This is a genomic window from Nocardioides sp. Z35_8, assembly GCF_059621125.1.
In genome coordinates this window covers 2,195,507-2,210,364 of sequence record NZ_JCAQIE010000001.1, presented here as the reverse complement: position 1 = coordinate 2,210,364, position 14,858 = coordinate 2,195,507, and the positions used below count along the sequence as shown (strand labels likewise).

General features: G+C 72.8%; 20 protein-coding genes. 12 read left to right on the top strand and 8 right to left on the bottom strand.

The window, feature by feature from the left end; all coding sequences use genetic code 11:
* Window positions 1-24: 24 nt before the first annotated feature.
* The 5 genes from AC54T2_RS10690 to AC54T2_RS10670 all read right to left on the bottom strand — a co-directional run bounded on the left by AC54T2_RS10690 (window position 25) and on the right by AC54T2_RS10670 (window position 2,591).
* Window positions 25-99: a 50S ribosomal protein bL37 gene (locus tag AC54T2_RS10690; RefSeq protein ID WP_369759046.1), complete on the bottom strand. Its 75-nt coding sequence runs from the start codon at window positions 97-99 to the stop codon at window positions 25-27.
* A gap of 86 nt (window positions 100-185) precedes the next feature.
* Complete coding sequence (rsrA, locus tag AC54T2_RS10685) at window positions 186-473, bottom strand: mycothiol system anti-sigma-R factor (protein ID WP_186341601.1); 288 nt, start codon at window positions 471-473, stop codon at window positions 186-188.
* Window positions 470-1,129 carry a sigma-70 family RNA polymerase sigma factor gene (locus AC54T2_RS10680; RefSeq protein ID WP_186341600.1) on the bottom strand — a complete coding sequence of 220 codons (660 nt, stop codon included), beginning with the start codon at window positions 1,127-1,129 and terminating at the stop codon, window positions 470-472. Before AC54T2_RS10680 ends, rsrA begins: the two co-directional genes overlap by 4 nt.
* A 62-nt stretch (window positions 1,130-1,191) precedes the next feature.
* Window positions 1,192-1,854 (bottom strand): alpha/beta hydrolase family protein, encoded by a 663-nt coding sequence (locus AC54T2_RS10675; protein ID WP_496666150.1) that lies wholly within the window; start codon window positions 1,852-1,854, stop codon window positions 1,192-1,194.
* Window positions 1,851-2,591, bottom strand: coding sequence for an SOS response-associated peptidase family protein (locus tag AC54T2_RS10670; protein WP_489976602.1), 741 nt, complete (start codon window positions 2,589-2,591; stop codon window positions 1,851-1,853). Before AC54T2_RS10670 ends, AC54T2_RS10675 begins: the two co-directional genes overlap by 4 nt.
* Before the next feature lie 121 nt (window positions 2,592-2,712).
* On the opposite strand from AC54T2_RS10670, the gene AC54T2_RS10665 reads away from it, so the two are divergent.
* Genes AC54T2_RS10665 through rsgA form a run of 3 tightly spaced genes read left to right on the top strand, consistent with a single transcriptional unit; the run spans window position 2,713 to window position 5,572 of the window.
* On the top strand, window positions 2,713-3,243 hold the full coding sequence (locus AC54T2_RS10665) for a DoxX family membrane protein (RefSeq protein WP_489976601.1): 531 nt from the start codon (window positions 2,713-2,715) through the stop codon (window positions 3,241-3,243).
* A 20-nt stretch (window positions 3,244-3,263) separates the two neighbouring features.
* Window positions 3,264-4,571, top strand: a complete 1,308-nt coding sequence (aroA, locus tag AC54T2_RS10660) for a 3-phosphoshikimate 1-carboxyvinyltransferase (RefSeq protein ID WP_496666149.1) — start codon at window positions 3,264-3,266, stop codon at window positions 4,569-4,571.
* Entirely contained in the window at window positions 4,568-5,572 is a 1,005-nt protein-coding gene (rsgA, locus tag AC54T2_RS10655; protein WP_489976599.1) for a ribosome small subunit-dependent GTPase A, read from the top strand. The genes aroA and rsgA overlap by 4 nt, the downstream gene beginning before the upstream one ends.
* Window positions 5,573-5,596: 24 nt before the next feature.
* On the opposite strand, the gene AC54T2_RS10650 is transcribed toward rsgA, so the two are convergent.
* Window positions 5,597-6,058, bottom strand: coding sequence for a DUF2231 domain-containing protein (locus AC54T2_RS10650; protein ID WP_186341595.1), 462 nt, complete (start codon window positions 6,056-6,058; stop codon window positions 5,597-5,599).
* Between the two features lie 42 nt (window positions 6,059-6,100).
* On the opposite strand from AC54T2_RS10650, the gene AC54T2_RS10645 reads away from it, so the two are divergent.
* The 6 genes from AC54T2_RS10645 to AC54T2_RS10620 all read left to right on the top strand — a co-directional run bounded on the left by AC54T2_RS10645 (window position 6,101) and on the right by AC54T2_RS10620 (window position 9,740).
* Window positions 6,101-6,988, top strand: a complete 888-nt coding sequence (locus tag AC54T2_RS10645) for an inositol monophosphatase family protein (protein WP_186341594.1) — start codon at window positions 6,101-6,103, stop codon at window positions 6,986-6,988.
* Between the two features lie 84 nt (window positions 6,989-7,072).
* Complete coding sequence (locus AC54T2_RS10640; protein WP_489976598.1) at window positions 7,073-7,504, top strand: CBS domain-containing protein; 432 nt, start codon at window positions 7,073-7,075, stop codon at window positions 7,502-7,504.
* 59 nt (window positions 7,505-7,563) lie between these two features.
* Window positions 7,564-7,905, top strand: coding sequence for an FKBP-type peptidyl-prolyl cis-trans isomerase (locus tag AC54T2_RS10635; RefSeq protein ID WP_186341817.1), 342 nt, complete (start codon window positions 7,564-7,566; stop codon window positions 7,903-7,905).
* Between the two features lie 136 nt (window positions 7,906-8,041).
* Window positions 8,042-8,539 (top strand): ABC transporter ATP-binding protein, encoded by a 498-nt coding sequence (locus AC54T2_RS10630; RefSeq protein ID WP_496666148.1) that lies wholly within the window; start codon window positions 8,042-8,044, stop codon window positions 8,537-8,539.
* Complete coding sequence (locus AC54T2_RS10625; protein ID WP_496666147.1) at window positions 8,539-8,937, top strand: DUF8746 domain-containing protein; 399 nt, start codon at window positions 8,539-8,541, stop codon at window positions 8,935-8,937. The genes AC54T2_RS10630 and AC54T2_RS10625 overlap by 1 nt, the downstream gene beginning before the upstream one ends.
* A complete protein-coding gene (locus AC54T2_RS10620) occupies window positions 8,934-9,740 on the top strand; it encodes an ABC transporter permease (protein ID WP_496666146.1) in 807 nt (268 codons plus the stop codon). Before AC54T2_RS10625 ends, AC54T2_RS10620 begins: the two co-directional genes overlap by 4 nt.
* Window positions 9,741-9,781: 41 nt before the next feature.
* Here the strand turns inward: AC54T2_RS10620 and AC54T2_RS10615 are convergent, their stop codons facing one another.
* The gene (locus AC54T2_RS10615; RefSeq protein WP_186341591.1) at window positions 9,782-10,060 is read right to left on the bottom strand and encodes an RNA-binding S4 domain-containing protein; all 279 of its coding nucleotides are present in this window, start codon (window positions 10,058-10,060) and stop codon (window positions 9,782-9,784) included.
* Between the two features lie 46 nt (window positions 10,061-10,106).
* Between AC54T2_RS10615 and AC54T2_RS10610 the strand changes: the two genes are divergently transcribed.
* Entirely contained in the window at window positions 10,107-11,351 is a 1,245-nt protein-coding gene (locus AC54T2_RS10610) for a phospholipase D-like domain-containing protein (RefSeq protein WP_496666145.1), read from the top strand.
* 37 nt (window positions 11,352-11,388) lie between these two features.
* Here the strand turns inward: AC54T2_RS10610 and AC54T2_RS10605 are convergent, their stop codons facing one another.
* Complete coding sequence (locus tag AC54T2_RS10605; protein WP_489976595.1) at window positions 11,389-12,696, bottom strand: DUF445 family protein; 1,308 nt, start codon at window positions 12,694-12,696, stop codon at window positions 11,389-11,391.
* A gap of 53 nt (window positions 12,697-12,749) precedes the next feature.
* Between AC54T2_RS10605 and AC54T2_RS10600 the strand changes: the two genes are divergently transcribed.
* Together AC54T2_RS10600 and AC54T2_RS10595 are read left to right on the top strand one after the other, a co-directional pair.
* Window positions 12,750-13,145 (top strand): FAD synthase family protein, encoded by a 396-nt coding sequence (locus AC54T2_RS10600; RefSeq protein ID WP_186341588.1) that lies wholly within the window; start codon window positions 12,750-12,752, stop codon window positions 13,143-13,145.
* Window positions 13,146-13,265: 120 nt separating this feature from the next.
* Window positions 13,266-14,852 carry an MXAN_6640 family putative metalloprotease gene (locus tag AC54T2_RS10595; protein ID WP_489976594.1) on the top strand — a complete coding sequence of 529 codons (1,587 nt, stop codon included), beginning with the start codon at window positions 13,266-13,268 and terminating at the stop codon, window positions 14,850-14,852.
* Window positions 14,853-14,858 lie beyond the last annotated feature (6 nt).

The window sequence follows — 14,858 nt, the reverse complement described above, 5'->3', positions numbered from 1 at the left end:
ACGAGATGACGGCGCGGGTGCGCGTCAGGCGTTGGGGCGCTTGCCGTGGTTCGCGCCCTTCTTCTTGCGAGCGCGGCGCTTGCGTCCGGTCTTGCCCATGGTGGTCCTCCTGGAGTCGGTGCTCGGAGCAGTGTCTCAAATCCGCCCGGAGGCGGCGAATCGGGTCGGCCTCGGGGCCTGTCGGCTCAGGCGCCGGCGTCCGTGATCCGGACGTGGACCTGGTGCAGCTGCAGTCGTACGCGGTCGCGCAGCGACTCCGGCGCCGACTCCGAGCACGACCGCGCGACGAGCTGCTTGACCGCACGCTGGAGGTCGTAGCGCTCGAGGCAGGGACCGCACTCGCGCAGGTGCATCTCGACGACGGTGCAGTCGGCCTGGTCGAGCTCGTTGTCGAGGAGGTAGACGATGCGCTCGATGTAGTCGACGCAGTCGTCGTCGCTGTCGTCGGGGCCGTGGTGCTCGTGGCTGCTCACGCCTTGCTCCCCTCTCCCGGTCCGGGCACCGTGGACGCCGGCAGGAGGTCGTTGGTCCGCACGTAGTCGGCCAGCATGTCGCGGAGCTGGCGACGACCGCGGTGCAGGCGGGACATCACGGTGCCGATGGGCGTGTCCATGATCTCCGCGATCTCCTTGTAGGGGAATCCCTCGACGTCGGCGAGGTAGACCGCGAGGCGGAACTCCTCGGGAAGGCGCTGCAGGGCGTCCTTGACCTCCGAGTCGGGCAGGTGCTCGAGCGCCTCCATCTCGGCCGACCGCAACCCGGTCGAGGAGTGCGACTCCGCGCGGGCGAGCTGCCAGTCCTCCACGTCCTCCGACATCGACTGCTGCGGCTGCCGCTGCTTCTTGCGGTAGGTGTTGATGTAGGTGTTGGTGAGGATGCGGTAGAGCCAGGCCTTGAGATTGGTGCCCGGCTTGAACTGGTGGAAGGCGCTGTAGGCCTTGGCGAAGGTCTCCTGCACGAGGTCCTCGGCGTCGGCGGGGTTGCGGGTCATCCGCATCGCCGCGCCGTAGAGCTGGTCCAGGTAGGGCAGCGCATCGCGCTCGAAGCGCGTGGTGCGCTCGTCGGAGCTCTCGTCCTCGACGGCGATCTCGACAGGGGGGGACGTCTCGTCCCGGAGCGATTCAGTCATCGCGTCCCAGAGTACCGCCGTGGGTGGATCCAGGGTCGTCGCAGTCACACCGACCCAACACCTCACCCCGCCCGGGGATTCCCGACGATCTCGCGCACCAGCCACTCCAGGGTCGACTCGACCACGATGCCCATCGCCTCGTCCTGGCTGATGTCACCCCGCGCGGGGACCTTGAGCCCGTGATCGGCCCCCGGGACGACGACCAGGTCGAGCCCGCCGAGGTCGCCGGGGAACTCCTCGGGCCGCCCCATCGCGTCGCGCTCGCCCTGCACCACGAGCGTCGGCAGGCCGACGGACCGCAGCTCGGGGAGGCGGGTGGGCTCGGCGCGACCGGGCGCGTGGAGCGGGAACGACAGCGCCAGGCAGCCGCTGGCGCCGAGCGAGCGGGCCGTGCGGGCCGCCGAGCGGGCGCCGGCGGAGCGTCCGCCGACCACGAGGGGCGTACGCACCCGCATCGCGTCGGCGGCGCACGTCAGCGCGACGTCGAGGGTCGGCGGTGCGGTGGCGATCTTGCGCCCCGCGACGCGCCACGGCTGCTCGAACAGCACGACGGAGAAGCCCTGCGCGGGCAGCGCGCCGGCCAGGGCCCACAGGTCGCGGGCGTCCACGCCCCCGCCGGCGCCATGACTGAGCAGGAGGGTGGCGATCGGCCGGTTGGCGCGCCGGGTGTGGAGGCGGCCCTCCCCGTGCGGGGTGGCGACGGTGCGGACGGAGGCCTTCTTCACTCGTCCTCCAGGGGCAGCGGCTCGATCAGCTCGGGGCCGTTGTTGCGCACGTTGCTGACCAGCCTCGGCACGGCGTAGGCCTCGAGGCGGCCCGGTGCGGCCGGCACCAGGAGGGAGGTGTCGCCCGGCGTCGTCGGGTCGAGCCACTCGTGCCAGCGCTCGCGCTCCACCATCAGCGGCATCCGGTCGTGGATGTGCCCGAGCGAGTCCTCTGCCTCCGTGGTCAGCACCGTGCAGGTCCAGCGGAAGCGGTCGGGGTCGTCCTCGGCCCTCGACGGGTCGCGCCAGATCTCGTAGAGCCCCGCCATCGCGAGCACCCCGCCGTCCTTGGGACGGATGAAGAACGGCTGCTTGACCGGCTTGCCCTTCGCGTCGGTGCGCGAGGTGGGATACCACTCGAAGTAGCCGTCGGCGGGCAGCAGCGCGCGACGGGACGCGAACGCCTTGCGGTAGGCCGGCTTGTCCGCCACCGTCTCCATCCGCGCGTTGATCATCCGGTTGCCGATGGAGGGGTCCTTCGCCCACGACGGCACCAGGCCCCAGGTGAGGACCCGCAGCTGGCGCTGCGGGGGCTCGTCGGAGTCGCGCGACGGCGGCCGCTCGACGACGGCGTAGACCTCCTTGGTGGGCGCGACGTTGTAGTCGGCCGCCAGGGGGGCAGCGATGCGGCTCTCGACGACCTCGAACTCCTCGACGAGGTCGTCGGCGCTCCGGGACGACGCATAGCGACCACACACGTGGCCCACCCTAGGGGAGCCGGGCGTCGGCCTCAGTGGCACGGCGCGAGTGGCACCGCGCGGCACCGGCGCACCCCTGCGGGCGCGGCAGCGCCGCGAGGACATCGTGTAGACAGGGCGCATGACGATCACCCGGTTGCTCGCACGCCCCATGTTGGCCACGATCTTCGTCGCGGGCGGCATCAACGCCCTCCGCAACACCGAGGGGCACGCTCAGAGGGCCAAGAAGGTGGTCGACCAGGTCGTGCCGGTCGTGGAGCAGGTCGCGCCCGGCGCGCCGATCCCCACCGACCCGGCCACGCTGGTCCGGATCAACGCCGGCGCCCAGATCGTCGCCGCCGCCGCCCTCGCCACCGGCCGGGCGCCGCGCCTGAGCGCGACCGTGCTCGCGGCCTCGCTCGTGCCGACCACGCTGGCGGGGCACGCCTTCTGGAACGAGACCGAGCCGCAGGCCAAGAACGCCCAGCGCCTGCAGTTCTTCAAGAACACCTCCGTCCTCGGTGGCCTCCTGCTGGCCGCGGTCGACACCGAGGGCAGGCCCGGGCTGGCCTGGCGGGCCCGGCGCGCCGCGTCCGACGTGCGCCGCGAGGCCCGGCACGTCGCCAAGAACGCCCGCCGCGAGGCCAAGCTCGCCAGGGCCCAGTTGACCTGAGCTCTCGGTAGGGTGCGCGGGTGAGTGAGCTCTGGCCGGCCCCGCGCCCCCACGCCCCCGTCGACCGGGTCGTGTCGCTGCCCGGCAGCAAGTCGCTGACCAACCGCGCGCTCGTGCTCGCGGCGATCGCCGACGGCCCCAGCGTCGTACGACGTCCGCTGCGCTCGCGCGACACCCTGCTCATGGTGGGCGCGCTCACCGCGCTCGGCACGGAGGTCCACGACACCAGCGGCCCCGGCTCGGGCGACTGGGCCGTCTCCCCCGCCCCCTGGGACCGCGACGCCGACGTCGACTGCGGCCTGGCCGGCACGGTGATGCGCTTCGTGCCGCCGATCGCCGGCCTGGCGCGCGGCACGGTGCGCTTCGACGGCGACCCGCACATGCGGCAGCGCCCCGTCGGCCCGATGCTCGCGGCGCTGGGCGCGCTCGGGGTGCGGGTCGACGACGGCGGCCGGGGAGCGCTGCCCTTCGCGGTGGCGGGCACGGGATCGGTGCCCGGCGGCACGGTCACCATCGACGCCAGCGCCTCGTCGCAGTTCGTATCCGCCCTGCTGCTCGCCGGCGCCCGCTACGAGCACGGTGTCGACGTGCGCCACGTCGGCAAGCCCGTGCCGTCGCTGCCCCACATCGAGATGACCGTGCAGATGCTGCGCCGCCACGGTGTCGAGGTCGACGACGGCGACGCCAACCGCTGGGCGGTCTCCCCCGGCCCGGTGCGGGCGGTCGACCACGACATCGAGCCCGACCTCTCCAACGCCGCGCCGTTCCTCGCCCTCGCGGCCGCGACCGGAGGCCGCGTGACCGTCACCGACTGGCCTTCCTCGACCACGCAGCCAGGCGACGAGCTGCGCGAGATCCTCACGCTGATGGGCTGCGAGGTCGCCCTCGGCGACAACGGCCTCACCGTGGTCGGGCCGCCGCGGCTCTCGGGTGTCGACCTCGACCTGCACGACGTCGGCGAGCTGACTCCCGCCGTGGCCGCCCTCTGCGCGCTGGCCGACTCGCCCTCCCACCTGCGCGGCGTCGCGCACATCCGCGGCCACGAGACCGACCGGATCGCCGCGCTCGCCGCCGAGCTCGGCCGGCTCGGGGCCGACGTGACCGAGCGCGAGGACGGACTGACCATCCGGCCGGCGCCCCTGCACGGCGGCACGTTCCGCACCTATGCCGACCATCGCATGGCCCACGCCGGCGTCATCCTCGGCCTCGCCGTGGACGACGTGCTCGTGGAGGACATCGCCACCACCTCCAAGACCTTCCCCGACTTCGCCGGGGCCTGGAGCCGGGCCGTGGGCGCCGCCCCGAGCGGCGTCGGGGCGAGCTCGTGACGGGTCGCTACTCCGAGCACGACCATGAGCACTACGAGCGGCCACGGCGCCGCACCCGTCCCCGCACCAAGGACCGGCCCACCTACGACGACGCCGTCGAGGCCCGGGTGGTCACCGTCGACCGCGGCCGCTTCACGCTGCTCGTCGACGGCCACCGCGCGATGGCGATGAAGTCGCGCCCGCTCGGACGCAAGGGCGTCGTGGTGGGCGACCGGGTGCGGGTCGTCGGCGACACCAGTGGCGCCGACGGGTCGCTGGCCCGCATCGTCGAGGTGGTCGAGCGCACCACCACGCTGCGCCGCACGGCCGACGACGACGACCCGGTCGAGCGGGTCATCGTCTCCAACGCCGACCAGCTGGTCGTCGTGACCGCCCTGGCCGACCCCGAGCCGCGCCCGCGGCTGATCGACCGTGCGCTGGTGGCGGCCTACGACGCCGGGATGGCGCCGCTGCTGTGCCTGACCAAGGCCGACCTGGCCGACCCCGAGACGCTGCTCTCGACCTACCGGTCGCTGGGGGTGCCGTGGGTGGTGACCCAGCTCAAGGGCGAGGGCGCCGGCGACCTCACCGAGCTGCGCGAGCGGCTGAGGGGGCGCACGAGCGTGCTGGTGGGCCACAGCGGCGTCGGCAAGTCCACCCTGGTCAACGCGCTGATCCCCGACGCCGGCCGCGAGGTCGGCATCGTCAACGCCGTGACCGGCCGCGGGCGCCACACCTCGACCAGCGCCTACCTGCTCGAGCTGCCCGACGGCGACGGCTGGATCATCGACACCCCCGGCATCCGGTCCTTCGGGCTCGCCCACGTGCGGCCGGAGAACCTCATCGAGGCGTTCCCCGACCTCGACGAGATGACCGAGACGTGCCCGCGCGGCTGCACCCACGGCGGCGACGAGCCGGAGTGCGGCCTCGACGAGGCGATCGCGGCGGGCGAGGCCGACCCCGACCGGGTGGAGTCGTTCCGGCGGCTGCTCGCCGCCCGTGAGGCCTCCACCGACTGGTGAGCGCCCGGCGCCGGACCGGAGCGCCTAGCCCCAGACCGCCGTCGTGCCGGAGTCCCCGGCGAGGTAGACCGTGACGAGGACGGCCACCGACGCGGCGACGAGCAGCACCGCCACCGGGACGCCGAAGCGGGTCTCGCGGGCACCCCGGCCGGAGGCGAGCGCCGAGGCGCCGCCCAGGGCCCAGGCGGCGAGTCCGGCGACCACGACGTAGCCGAGGACCACGTTGCGCAGCATCCCCCCCGCATCCTCGTGGTCGGCCACGATGGGCGCGAGCTCGGGGCGCGACGCCAGCAGGTCCTCCCCGGCCTGCACCGCGAGGAGCGCCGCGCCGGCCACCACGACCGCGAGGACCACGAGCGGCCACCGCAGCAGCCAGCGCCACCGCGGCACGGCGGCGTACGCCAGTCCCGTCAGGGCGGCCAGCGGCCCGAGCACGACGACGGCGTGGACGACGAGCGGGTGCAGCGGCACCCCGTTGAGCTCCATGGGGTGCAGGCTAGGGCGCGAGGCTGGGAATAGCCTGTGAACATGCCCCGCACCGGCTCGACCGATCACACCGACGACCTGCGCCTGGCCCACGTCCTGGCCGACGACGCGGACTCGCTGACCCAGTCCCGCTTCAAGGCCCTCGACCTCCACGTCATGAGCAAGCCCGACCTGACCCCGGTCACCGACGCCGACCGGGCCGTCGAGGAGGGGATCCGGCGCACCCTCTCGCGGGTCCGCTCGCGCGACGCCGTGGTCGGCGAGGAGCAGGGCACGACCGGGCACGGACAGCGGCGGTGGATCGTGGACCCGATCGACGGCACGAAGAACTTCGTGCGCGGCGTGCCGGTCTGGGCGACCCTGATCGCGCTCGCCATCGACGACGAGGTCGTGCTCGGCGTGGTCTCCGCGCCCCAGCTGCAGCGCCGGTGGTGGGCCTCGGCGGGCAACGGCGCGTGGACGGGCCGCTCCCTGCTCAAGGCCACGCGGTGCGAGGTGTCCGACGTGCGACGCCTCGAGGACGCGTCGCTCAGCTACTCCTCGCTGTCGGGCTGGGACGAGCGCGACCGCCTCGACGACTTCGTCTCCCTCTCCCGGCGCTGCTGGCGCACCCGCGCCTACGGCGACTTCTGGTCCTACATGCTGCTCGCCGAGGGGGCCGTCGACCTGGCGGCCGAGCCGGAGCTCGAGCTCTACGACATGGCCGCCCTCGACGTCATCGTGCGCGAGGCGGGCGGCCGGTTCACCTCGCTCGACGGCACCGACGGGCCGTGGGGCGGCAACGCGCTGGCCTCCAACGGCCACCTCCACGACGCCGCCCTGTCGTTCCTGGGCGCGGCGGACGACGACACCGACCCCGACGTGCCCCGTCGCGGGCCCGGCTCGGTCAGCACCCTGCGCACCCGGCAGGCGCCGCCGGTGCTCGACTGACGGGGACGCGGCACCCCTGTCCCTCGGTGCCGGGCTTGGCTACGGTGACCTCTCACCCGTTCTGCCGGACGAGAGGTCGAGACCATGAAGATCAAGGACGTCATCCAGGGCAAGGGCAGCCAGGAGGTCGTGACGATCGGCCCCGACGCCTCCGTGCGCGAGCTGGTGGCCCTGCTGGCCGAGCACAACGTCGGCGCCCTGGTGGTGAGCGAGGACGGCGAGCACGTGGCGGGCATCGTCAGCGAGCGCGACGTCGTACGCCGCCTGCACGACGACTCCGGCGTGCTGGAGAGCACCGTCAGCTCGATCATGACCGCCGACGTGCGCACGTGCACGGCCGACGACGGGCTCACCGAGCTGATGCAGACCATGACCGAGCACCGCGTCCGGCACGTCCCGGTGGTGGACTCCGGACGGCTCACCGGCATCATCAGCATCGGTGACGTGGTCAAGAGCCGGATCGGTGAGCTCGAGTTCGAGCGCGACCAGCTCGACAGCTACGTCCACCAGACCTGACCCACCTGCCTGACTCGAATGGAGAGATCGTGAGCGAGAAGCCCGACGTCGACCCCCACATGGGCGACGCGCCCGCCGACCTGGAGGTCACCGACCTCGTCGAGGGAGAGGGTGCCGAGGCCACAGCCGGCTCCACCGTCTCCGTGCACTACGTCGGCGTCGCCCACTCCACGGGCGAGGAGTTCGACGCGTCCTACAACCGCGGCACGCCGCTGGAGTTCCGCCTCGGCATCGGCCAGGTCATCTCCGGCTGGGACACCGGCGTGCAGGGCATGAAGGTCGGCGGCCGCCGCCGCCTGGTCATCCCGCCGCACCTGGGTTACGGCGACCGCGGCGCCCCCGGTGCCATCAAGCCGGGCGAGACGCTGATCTTCGTGGTCGACCTGCTCGACGTGCGCTGAGCCCCCGACCGCTCACCCAGCCTGGGCGTCGTGGACCGGGATCGCGACCTGCACCCGGTCCTCGACGCCCAGCTCGGTGAACACCGCCCGACAGGGTCCTCCCCGACGGACGCCTTCGGTCCGCAAGACTGGGCCCATGATCAGAGTCGAGAACCTCACCAAGCGCTACGGCGGGTTCACCGCCGTGGACGACATCTCGTTCGAGGTCCGCCCGGGCAGCGTCGTCGGCTTCCTCGGACCCAACGGGGCCGGCAAGTCCACCGCCATGCGGATGATGACGGGCCTCACGCCGGCCACGTCCGGACGCGCCACCATCCTCGGTCGCCCCTACCGCGACCTCCACAACCCCGGACGCCAGGTCGGCGTCATGCTCGACGCGTCCGCCCAGCACCCCGGCCGGACCGGCCGCGAGGTGCTGCGGGTCGCCGCGATCTCGCTCGGCGTCTCCAAGGCCCGCGTCGAGGAGGCCCTCGCCCTCGTGGGGCTGACCGACGAGGAGGCCGGCCGCCGGGTGCGCAACTACTCCCTCGGCATGCGCCAGCGCCTCGGCCTCGCCGCCGCGCTGCTCGGCGAGCCGCAGGTGCTCGTCCTCGACGAGCCGGCCAACGGGCTCGACCCGCAGGGCATCCACTGATGCGCGGCCTGCTGCGCCGCTTCGCCGACGGTGGCGGGACGGTGCTGCTCTCGAGCCACCTGCTCCACGAGGTGCAGGTCGTCGCCGACGACCTGGTGATGATCGGCCGCGGGCGGATCGTGGCGATGGGCTCCAAGGACGAGCTCCTCCGGCGCGGCGGCACCTCGGTCACCTCGACCGACGACGACCGACTGGCCCGGCTCCTGCAGGACGACGGGGTCGACGTGACGCGGACCGGCGCCGGCCTCGTCGTCGACGCCGAGCCCCGGGTGGTCGGCGAGATCGCCGCCCGCGAGTCCGTCGTGCTCCTCGAGCTGCGCAGCGGCGGCTCGGACGGCCTGGAGGAGATGTTCCTCGACCTCACCGCCGCCACCTCTCGTGAAGGAGACGCAGCATGAGCACCGACACCGCCACCACCACCCCCGCCGTCGGCGACGGGTCCACCGGCCGACCGGGCGACCCGACGCCGCTGGCCGGCCGCCCCGGCGTGCCGTTCTCGCGCACCCTGCACGCCGAGGTGCGCAAGATGGTGGACACCCGCGCCGGCCGGTGGATGGTCATCGTGATGGCCGCGCTGACCGTGCTGATCCTGGGCGCGTTCGTGATCTGGGGCCCGACGGACGACGCGTCGTTCACCGACCTCGTGCAGATCGCCATCCAGCCGCTCGCGATGCTGCTCCCGGTGATCGGCATCATGGCCGCCACCGCCGAGTGGTCCCAGCGCACCGGCCTGGTCACCTTCACCCTGGAGCCGCGCCGCGGGCGCGTCGTGCTCGCCAAGGCGCTGGGCGCACTGGTGCTCGGGCTCGTCGTCATGGCCGTAGCCTTCGCCGCGGCCGCGCTCGCCAACCTGGCCAGCGGCGGCACCTGGGACCTCGGGGCGGGCGCCGCCGGCAAGCTCGTCCTGGCCCTCCTGATCTTCGTCCTGCAGGGCGTCGCGTTCGGGCTGCTGTTCCTCAACACACCGGTCGCCATCGTGACGGTGCTCGTCCTGCCGACCGCGTGGACCATCGTCACCCAGGTCGTCGGCTCGCTCTCCGGCGTCGGCGCGTGGCTCGACCTGAACGCTGTCACCCGCCCCCTGCTGAGTGGGGACATCACCGCCCGCGACTGGGCGCAGCTCGGCACCGGGGTCGGCGTGTGGGTGCTGCTGCCCCTGGCCGTCGGCACCTGGCGGGTGCTGACGCGCGAGGTGAAGTAGCCCGCTACCGGCGACGACCGCAAGGGACGTCACAGGGGACGTCACCAGGGGACGTCGATCTCGACCTCTCCGGTGGCGACCCGGGCCGCCTGCCCGCCCAGCGCGACCACGTCGCCGGGGGCGAGCTGGCGGCCCCGGCGCGTCTCGACCTCCCCGTTGACGAGCACCGCGCCGTCGGCGAGCACCGGCTTGGCATCGGCACCGCTCTCGACGAGGTTGGCCAGCTTGAGGAACTGACCGAGCCGGATCGACTCGTCGCGGATCGGCACGTCGACCGGCTCGGGCTGTGCGGACGGGGACGACGGCGACTCGGGCGACATGAGGCCAGTGAACCAGCCCGGGCGCGTTCCGTGCCAAGGTGTGCGGGTGGTGCGACGTGTGGGACTGGTGGCCGGGATCCTGTCGTGCCTGCTCGCGCCGCTCCTGGCGCTCACCGCACCCGCCAGCACCGCACCCGCCAGCACCGCACCCGCCAGCACCGCACCGGCCCCGGGCGAGCGCCCGGTCGCCGCGCCCGGGCAGAGCGGGTGCCGGGCCGAGGGCGGCATCGAGGTGTGCTTCACCTCGCCGCCGACCGTGCCGCGCGACCCGACCGTGCTCGACCGGCCCAGCCGGCTCTTCGACACCGCGGGCCCGGGTGACACGATCCGCATCGCGATGTTCCGGTGGGACATCAAGCCGCCGACCGACGCGATCCTGGCCGCGCAGCGGCGCGGCGCGACGGTGCTGCTCGTCGGCGACGACGACCTGCGGCTCAACAAGCAGGGCCGCCGGCTCATCGAGACGCTCGAGCAGCAGGACCCCACGATCCGCAACGTGACCATCTGCAAGGGCGCCTGCCTCCCGTGGCGCGCCCCGGGACCCTTCCCCGACAGCCAGGACGTGCAGCACCTGAAGTTCTTCCTGACCGACATCGGCGGGGTGCAGTCCTTCATCACGTCCTCGGCCAACCTCGAGGACCGTCAGTACCGCCAGTACAACTCGTTCATCAAGATCGACGACCCCGGGCTCCACGCCTTCGGCGTCGACTACTTCGCCCGGCTGCAGGCCCAGCGGCTGACGGTGGACGGCGAGCGCTGGGACGACCGACGCAAGGTGTGGTCCAGCGGGGACGTCACGGCGGCCGTCTACCCCAACCGCAGCGACCTGCTCCTCTCGACGCTCAGGTCCCTCCGGTGCACCCCGGGCGCCCGCGACGTGTCGGCGATGATCGCGGTGATCCAGCGCGCCGACGTGCGCGCCCAGCTGGCCCGGCTCTCCGCCCGCGGCTGCCGGGTGCGGATCGTGACCTCGCGCGACACGGTGGAGAACTGGGTGCAGCGCGCGCTGCCCAGCGGCGACATCCCCGACGGCCGGGTCCGCACCGTCCTCACCCACGACAAGATGCTCGTCGCGCACGCGCGCTACCGGGGCAGGACCACGCACCTCGTGGTGACCGGCACCTCCAACACCACCTGCGGCGGCCTGCTCTACAACGACGAGGTCATGCTGCGCGTGGTGGGCAACCGATGGCTGCACGACCAGTACCTCGCACACTTCGACGACGCGTACGCCCGTGCGCACCAGAGCCGCTCGCGGGTCATGCCGGTCATGAGGCCCTGCCGGCGCTGACCCCCCGCCGACCGCGGGTGGGTTGCCGGAGGCCCGGTCAGTGCACCGCCAGGCTCACCGCGTGGATCACGACGCCCACGAGGCCGCCGACGATCGTGCCGTTGATGCGGATGAACTGGAGGTCGCGCCCGACGTGCAGCTCGATGCGCCGCGCCGCCTCCTTGCCGTCCCACCGCTCGATCGTCGAGGTGATGACCGTCGTCACCTCGGCGCCGTAGCGCTCGACCGCGAAGACCGTGAGGTCGGCCGCGACGCGGTCGAGCCGCTCGCGCAGTGCCGCGTCGTCGCGCAGCCGCTCGGCGAACACGCCGAGCTCCTCGAGCACCCGCTGGCGCACGGCGCCCTCGGGGTCGCGGATGGAGCCGAGCAGCGCCGAGCGCATCGCCTTCCACAGCGAGATCGCCGTCGTGACGACCTGGGGGTGCTCGAGCAGGCGCTCCTTGAGGGCCTCCGTGCGGCGCACCGTCTCCTCGTCGTTGAGCAGGTCGTGGGCGAGCTGGCCGAGCATCGAGTCGAGTGCCTCGCGGGCCCGGTGGTGCGGGTCGTCGCGGATGTCCTCCAGCCAGGCCATCGCCTGCACGTGCATCCGCGAGGTGACGACGTCGTTGAGCCGGGGCGGCGCCCACCAGGGCGCCCTCTCCTCCAGCACCCGGATGAACGTGTCGGGGTTGTCGCGCAGCCAGGTGTGCAGCTCGTCGACGGCGAGGTCGACCAGCCCGTGGTGCAGGTCGTCGCGCAGCACCTCCATCAGGGTCGTGCCCAGCAGCGGCGAGATCGGCTCGTCGCGGAACCGCGGGACGAGCGCCTGGCTGACCAGGTCGGCGACGTGGTCGTCGCGCACCTTCCCGAGGGCGATCACCGCCACCTCGGCGGCCTCGTCGACCACGCGGCGCGCGTGGGCGGGGTCCCCCAGCCATGCGCCCACCCGCGCCGAGATCGTCGCGGCGGCCACCCGCTCGCGGATGATGTCCTCCTGGAGGAAGTTCTCCCCGACGAACTCCTGGAGCCCCCTGCCCAGCTCGTCCTTGCGCTTGGGCACGAGGGCGGTGTGCGGGATCGGCAGCCCCAGGGGGTGCTTGAACAGCGCGGTCACGGCGAACCAGTCGGCGATCGCGCCGACCATCGACGCCTCCGCGCCGGCGTTGACGAACCCCCAGAAGCCGTCGCGACCGAGAGTCGCGACGTAGACGCAGGCGGCGAGCAGCAGCAGCCCGACCGCGACCGTGCGCATCCGGCGCAGCCCTCGTCGCCGGGCCTCGTCGGCGCCCGGGTCGGGGGTGATCAGCGTGATCGGCGGGGGGCTCGGGGACGAGCCGGCCGGCGAGGTGGCGGAGGTGGCGACCATGCGGGCCATCCTCCCCCACCACCCGTCACGCACCGCGTGCCAGAATGCCGCGCATGCCTCGCACCGTGATCACCTTCGGCACGTTCGACGTGTTCCATGTCGGACACCTGCGCGTGCTCGAGCGTGCCGCCGAGCTCGGCGAGCGACTGGTCGTCGGCGTCTCCGCCGACGCGCTCAACGAGCGCAAGAAGGGTCGTGCGCCGATCTTCAGCCAGCGCGAGCGCCTCGCGATCGTCGGGGCGCTCAAGGTCGTCGACGAGGTGTTCGTCGAGGAGAGCCTCGAGCAGAAGCGTGACTACCTCCTCGAGCACGGCGCCGACGTGCTGGTGATGGGCGACGACTGGGCCGGGAGGTTCGACGACCTGGCCGACGTCTGCGAGGTCGTCTACCTGCCCCGCACGCCCGCCATCTCCACCACGGCCATCATCGAGCACATCGCCGACCTCTGAGCCGACCTCTGAGCCGACCTCTGAGCCGCCGAGACCCCCGGCCACACCCGCCCGTCGACACCCTCGTCGGGTCGCGGCGGGGTTAGGGTCGGGCACGACATGATCGACACGAGGGGAACCATGCGCAGATTCGTCACCACCGCTGTGGCCATCGCACTGGTGGGCGGGGCGCTCGGCGCTCCGGCCGTCGCGGCCGCCAACGACCGTCCGGGCAGCACGCCCGGCACATCCGGGGTCCTCGACCCCTCTGACCTGTTCGAGCTCACTCCGGAGCCGGCCCTGCCCGTGCTGGAGGAGGACCTCGAGCCCACCGCCTCCGAGACCCTCGCGACCGCTCGCCGTGTGCTCGCCGGCGACGCCCGGGCGGGCGACCCGTCGGCGACCCTGGTGCTGCGCGACCTCTGGATGAAGCGCACCCAGCTCGAGGGCGACCAGCGTCGCCAGGCCGACGCGCTCCTCGCGCGCCCGACCGACGGCGTCACCGACCCCCAGGGGTTCGGCTACACCGAGGCCGAGGCAGCGCCGCTGTGCAACACCCGCATCTGCGTCCACTACGTCCCGACCGGGATCGACGCCCCGCCGTCGCCCGACTGGCCGGCCCAGAACCTCGCGGTCATGGACTCGGTGTGGTCGACCATCGTCGACCAGATGGGCTTCCGCGCGCCGGTGACCGACGGCAGCAGGGGCGGCGGCCCGCAGTTCGACGTCTACCTCAAGGACCTCGGCGGCTCCCTCTACGGCTTCTGCGCCGGCGAGAAGCGGGCCAAGAAGCGCACCGCGTCGGGCTACTGCGTGCTCGACAACGACTTCGCCGCGTCGCAGTTCCCCAACGGGACGCCGCTGGACAACCTGACCGTCACGGCAGGCCACGAGTTCTTCCACGCCGTCCAGTACGCCTACGACTACGCCGAGGACCCGTGGATGATGGAGTCCACGGCGACCTGGATGGAGGAGCGGATCGCGACCGCGGTCAACGACAACCGCCAGTACCTCCCGGTCAGCCAGATCTACGCCCCCAACATCCCGCTCGACGCGTTCAGCCGCACCAACGGGTTCCAGTACGGCAACTGGGTGTTCTGGGAGTACCTCACCTCGCGCTACGGCAACGGGCTGATGCTCAAGACCTGGAAGCAGGCCGGCAGCCTGAAGAAGGACGGCAAGAAGTACAGCCTCCAGGCCCTGCAGAAGGTGCTCAAGCGCAAGGGTGGCTTCACCAAGAACTACGCCCTGTTCGCCGCCGGCAACCTCACGCCCGCCGCCAACTTCCCCGAGGGCGCCGAGTATCCCGGCCCCAAGGTCCGCGGCGCCAAGCTGCTGAGCAAGCGCAAGCGCGCCAAGCGGTTCGGCACCAAGATCGACCACCTGGCCTCCGCGTCCTACGTCTACGGCCCCGGCAAGGGCCTCGACGGCAAGAAGTGGAAGCTCGCGCTGCGCATCACAGGCCCGGACAAGCGCACCTCGCCGGCCGCCGTGGTGGTCGTCCACCGTCTCGACGGCAAGCGCAAGGTCAAGCTGGTCAAGCTCAACCGGCGCGGCGACGGCACCACCAGGGTGCCCTTCGACAACCGCAAGGTCGCCGCGGTGTCGGTGACGCTGGTCAACGCCTCGACCCGCTTCCGCTGCGGGCGCAACACGGTGCTGGCCTGCGCGGGCAAGCCGCTCGACGACCGGCTGCGCTTCGCGGTGAAGGCGCGCGCCACGAAGTGACGCGCC

Excerpts from the sequence above, each read along its gene's own strand:
- AC54T2_RS10615 (WP_186341591.1), bottom strand. The coding sequence starts at position 10,060 with ATGTCGCCCGAGTCGCCGTCGTCCCCGTCCGCACAGCCCGAGCCGGTC.
- AC54T2_RS10650 (WP_186341595.1), bottom strand. The coding sequence starts at position 6,058 with ATGGAGCTCAACGGGGTGCCGCTGCACCCGCTCGTCGTCCACGCCGTC.
- AC54T2_RS10620 (WP_496666146.1), top strand. The coding sequence starts at position 8,934 with ATGAGCACCGACACCGCCACCACCACCCCCGCCGTCGGCGACGGGTCC.
- AC54T2_RS10665 (WP_489976601.1), top strand. The coding sequence starts at position 2,713 with ATGACGATCACCCGGTTGCTCGCACGCCCCATGTTGGCCACGATCTTC.
- AC54T2_RS10680 (WP_186341600.1), bottom strand. The coding sequence starts at position 1,129 with ATGACTGAATCGCTCCGGGACGAGACGTCCCCCCCTGTCGAGATCGCC.
- AC54T2_RS10630 (WP_496666148.1), top strand. The coding sequence starts at position 8,042 with ATGATCAGAGTCGAGAACCTCACCAAGCGCTACGGCGGGTTCACCGCC.
- AC54T2_RS10645 (WP_186341594.1), top strand. The coding sequence starts at position 6,101 with ATGCCCCGCACCGGCTCGACCGATCACACCGACGACCTGCGCCTGGCC.
- AC54T2_RS10640 (WP_489976598.1), top strand. The coding sequence starts at position 7,073 with ATGAAGATCAAGGACGTCATCCAGGGCAAGGGCAGCCAGGAGGTCGTG.
- AC54T2_RS10600 (WP_186341588.1), top strand. The coding sequence starts at position 12,750 with ATGCCTCGCACCGTGATCACCTTCGGCACGTTCGACGTGTTCCATGTC.
- AC54T2_RS10595 (WP_489976594.1), top strand. The coding sequence starts at position 13,266 with ATGCGCAGATTCGTCACCACCGCTGTGGCCATCGCACTGGTGGGCGGG.
- AC54T2_RS10625 (WP_496666147.1), top strand. The coding sequence starts at position 8,539 with ATGCGCGGCCTGCTGCGCCGCTTCGCCGACGGTGGCGGGACGGTGCTG.
- AC54T2_RS10605 (WP_489976595.1), bottom strand. The coding sequence starts at position 12,696 with ATGGTCGCCACCTCCGCCACCTCGCCGGCCGGCTCGTCCCCGAGCCCC.
- AC54T2_RS10635 (WP_186341817.1), top strand. The coding sequence starts at position 7,564 with ATGGGCGACGCGCCCGCCGACCTGGAGGTCACCGACCTCGTCGAGGGA.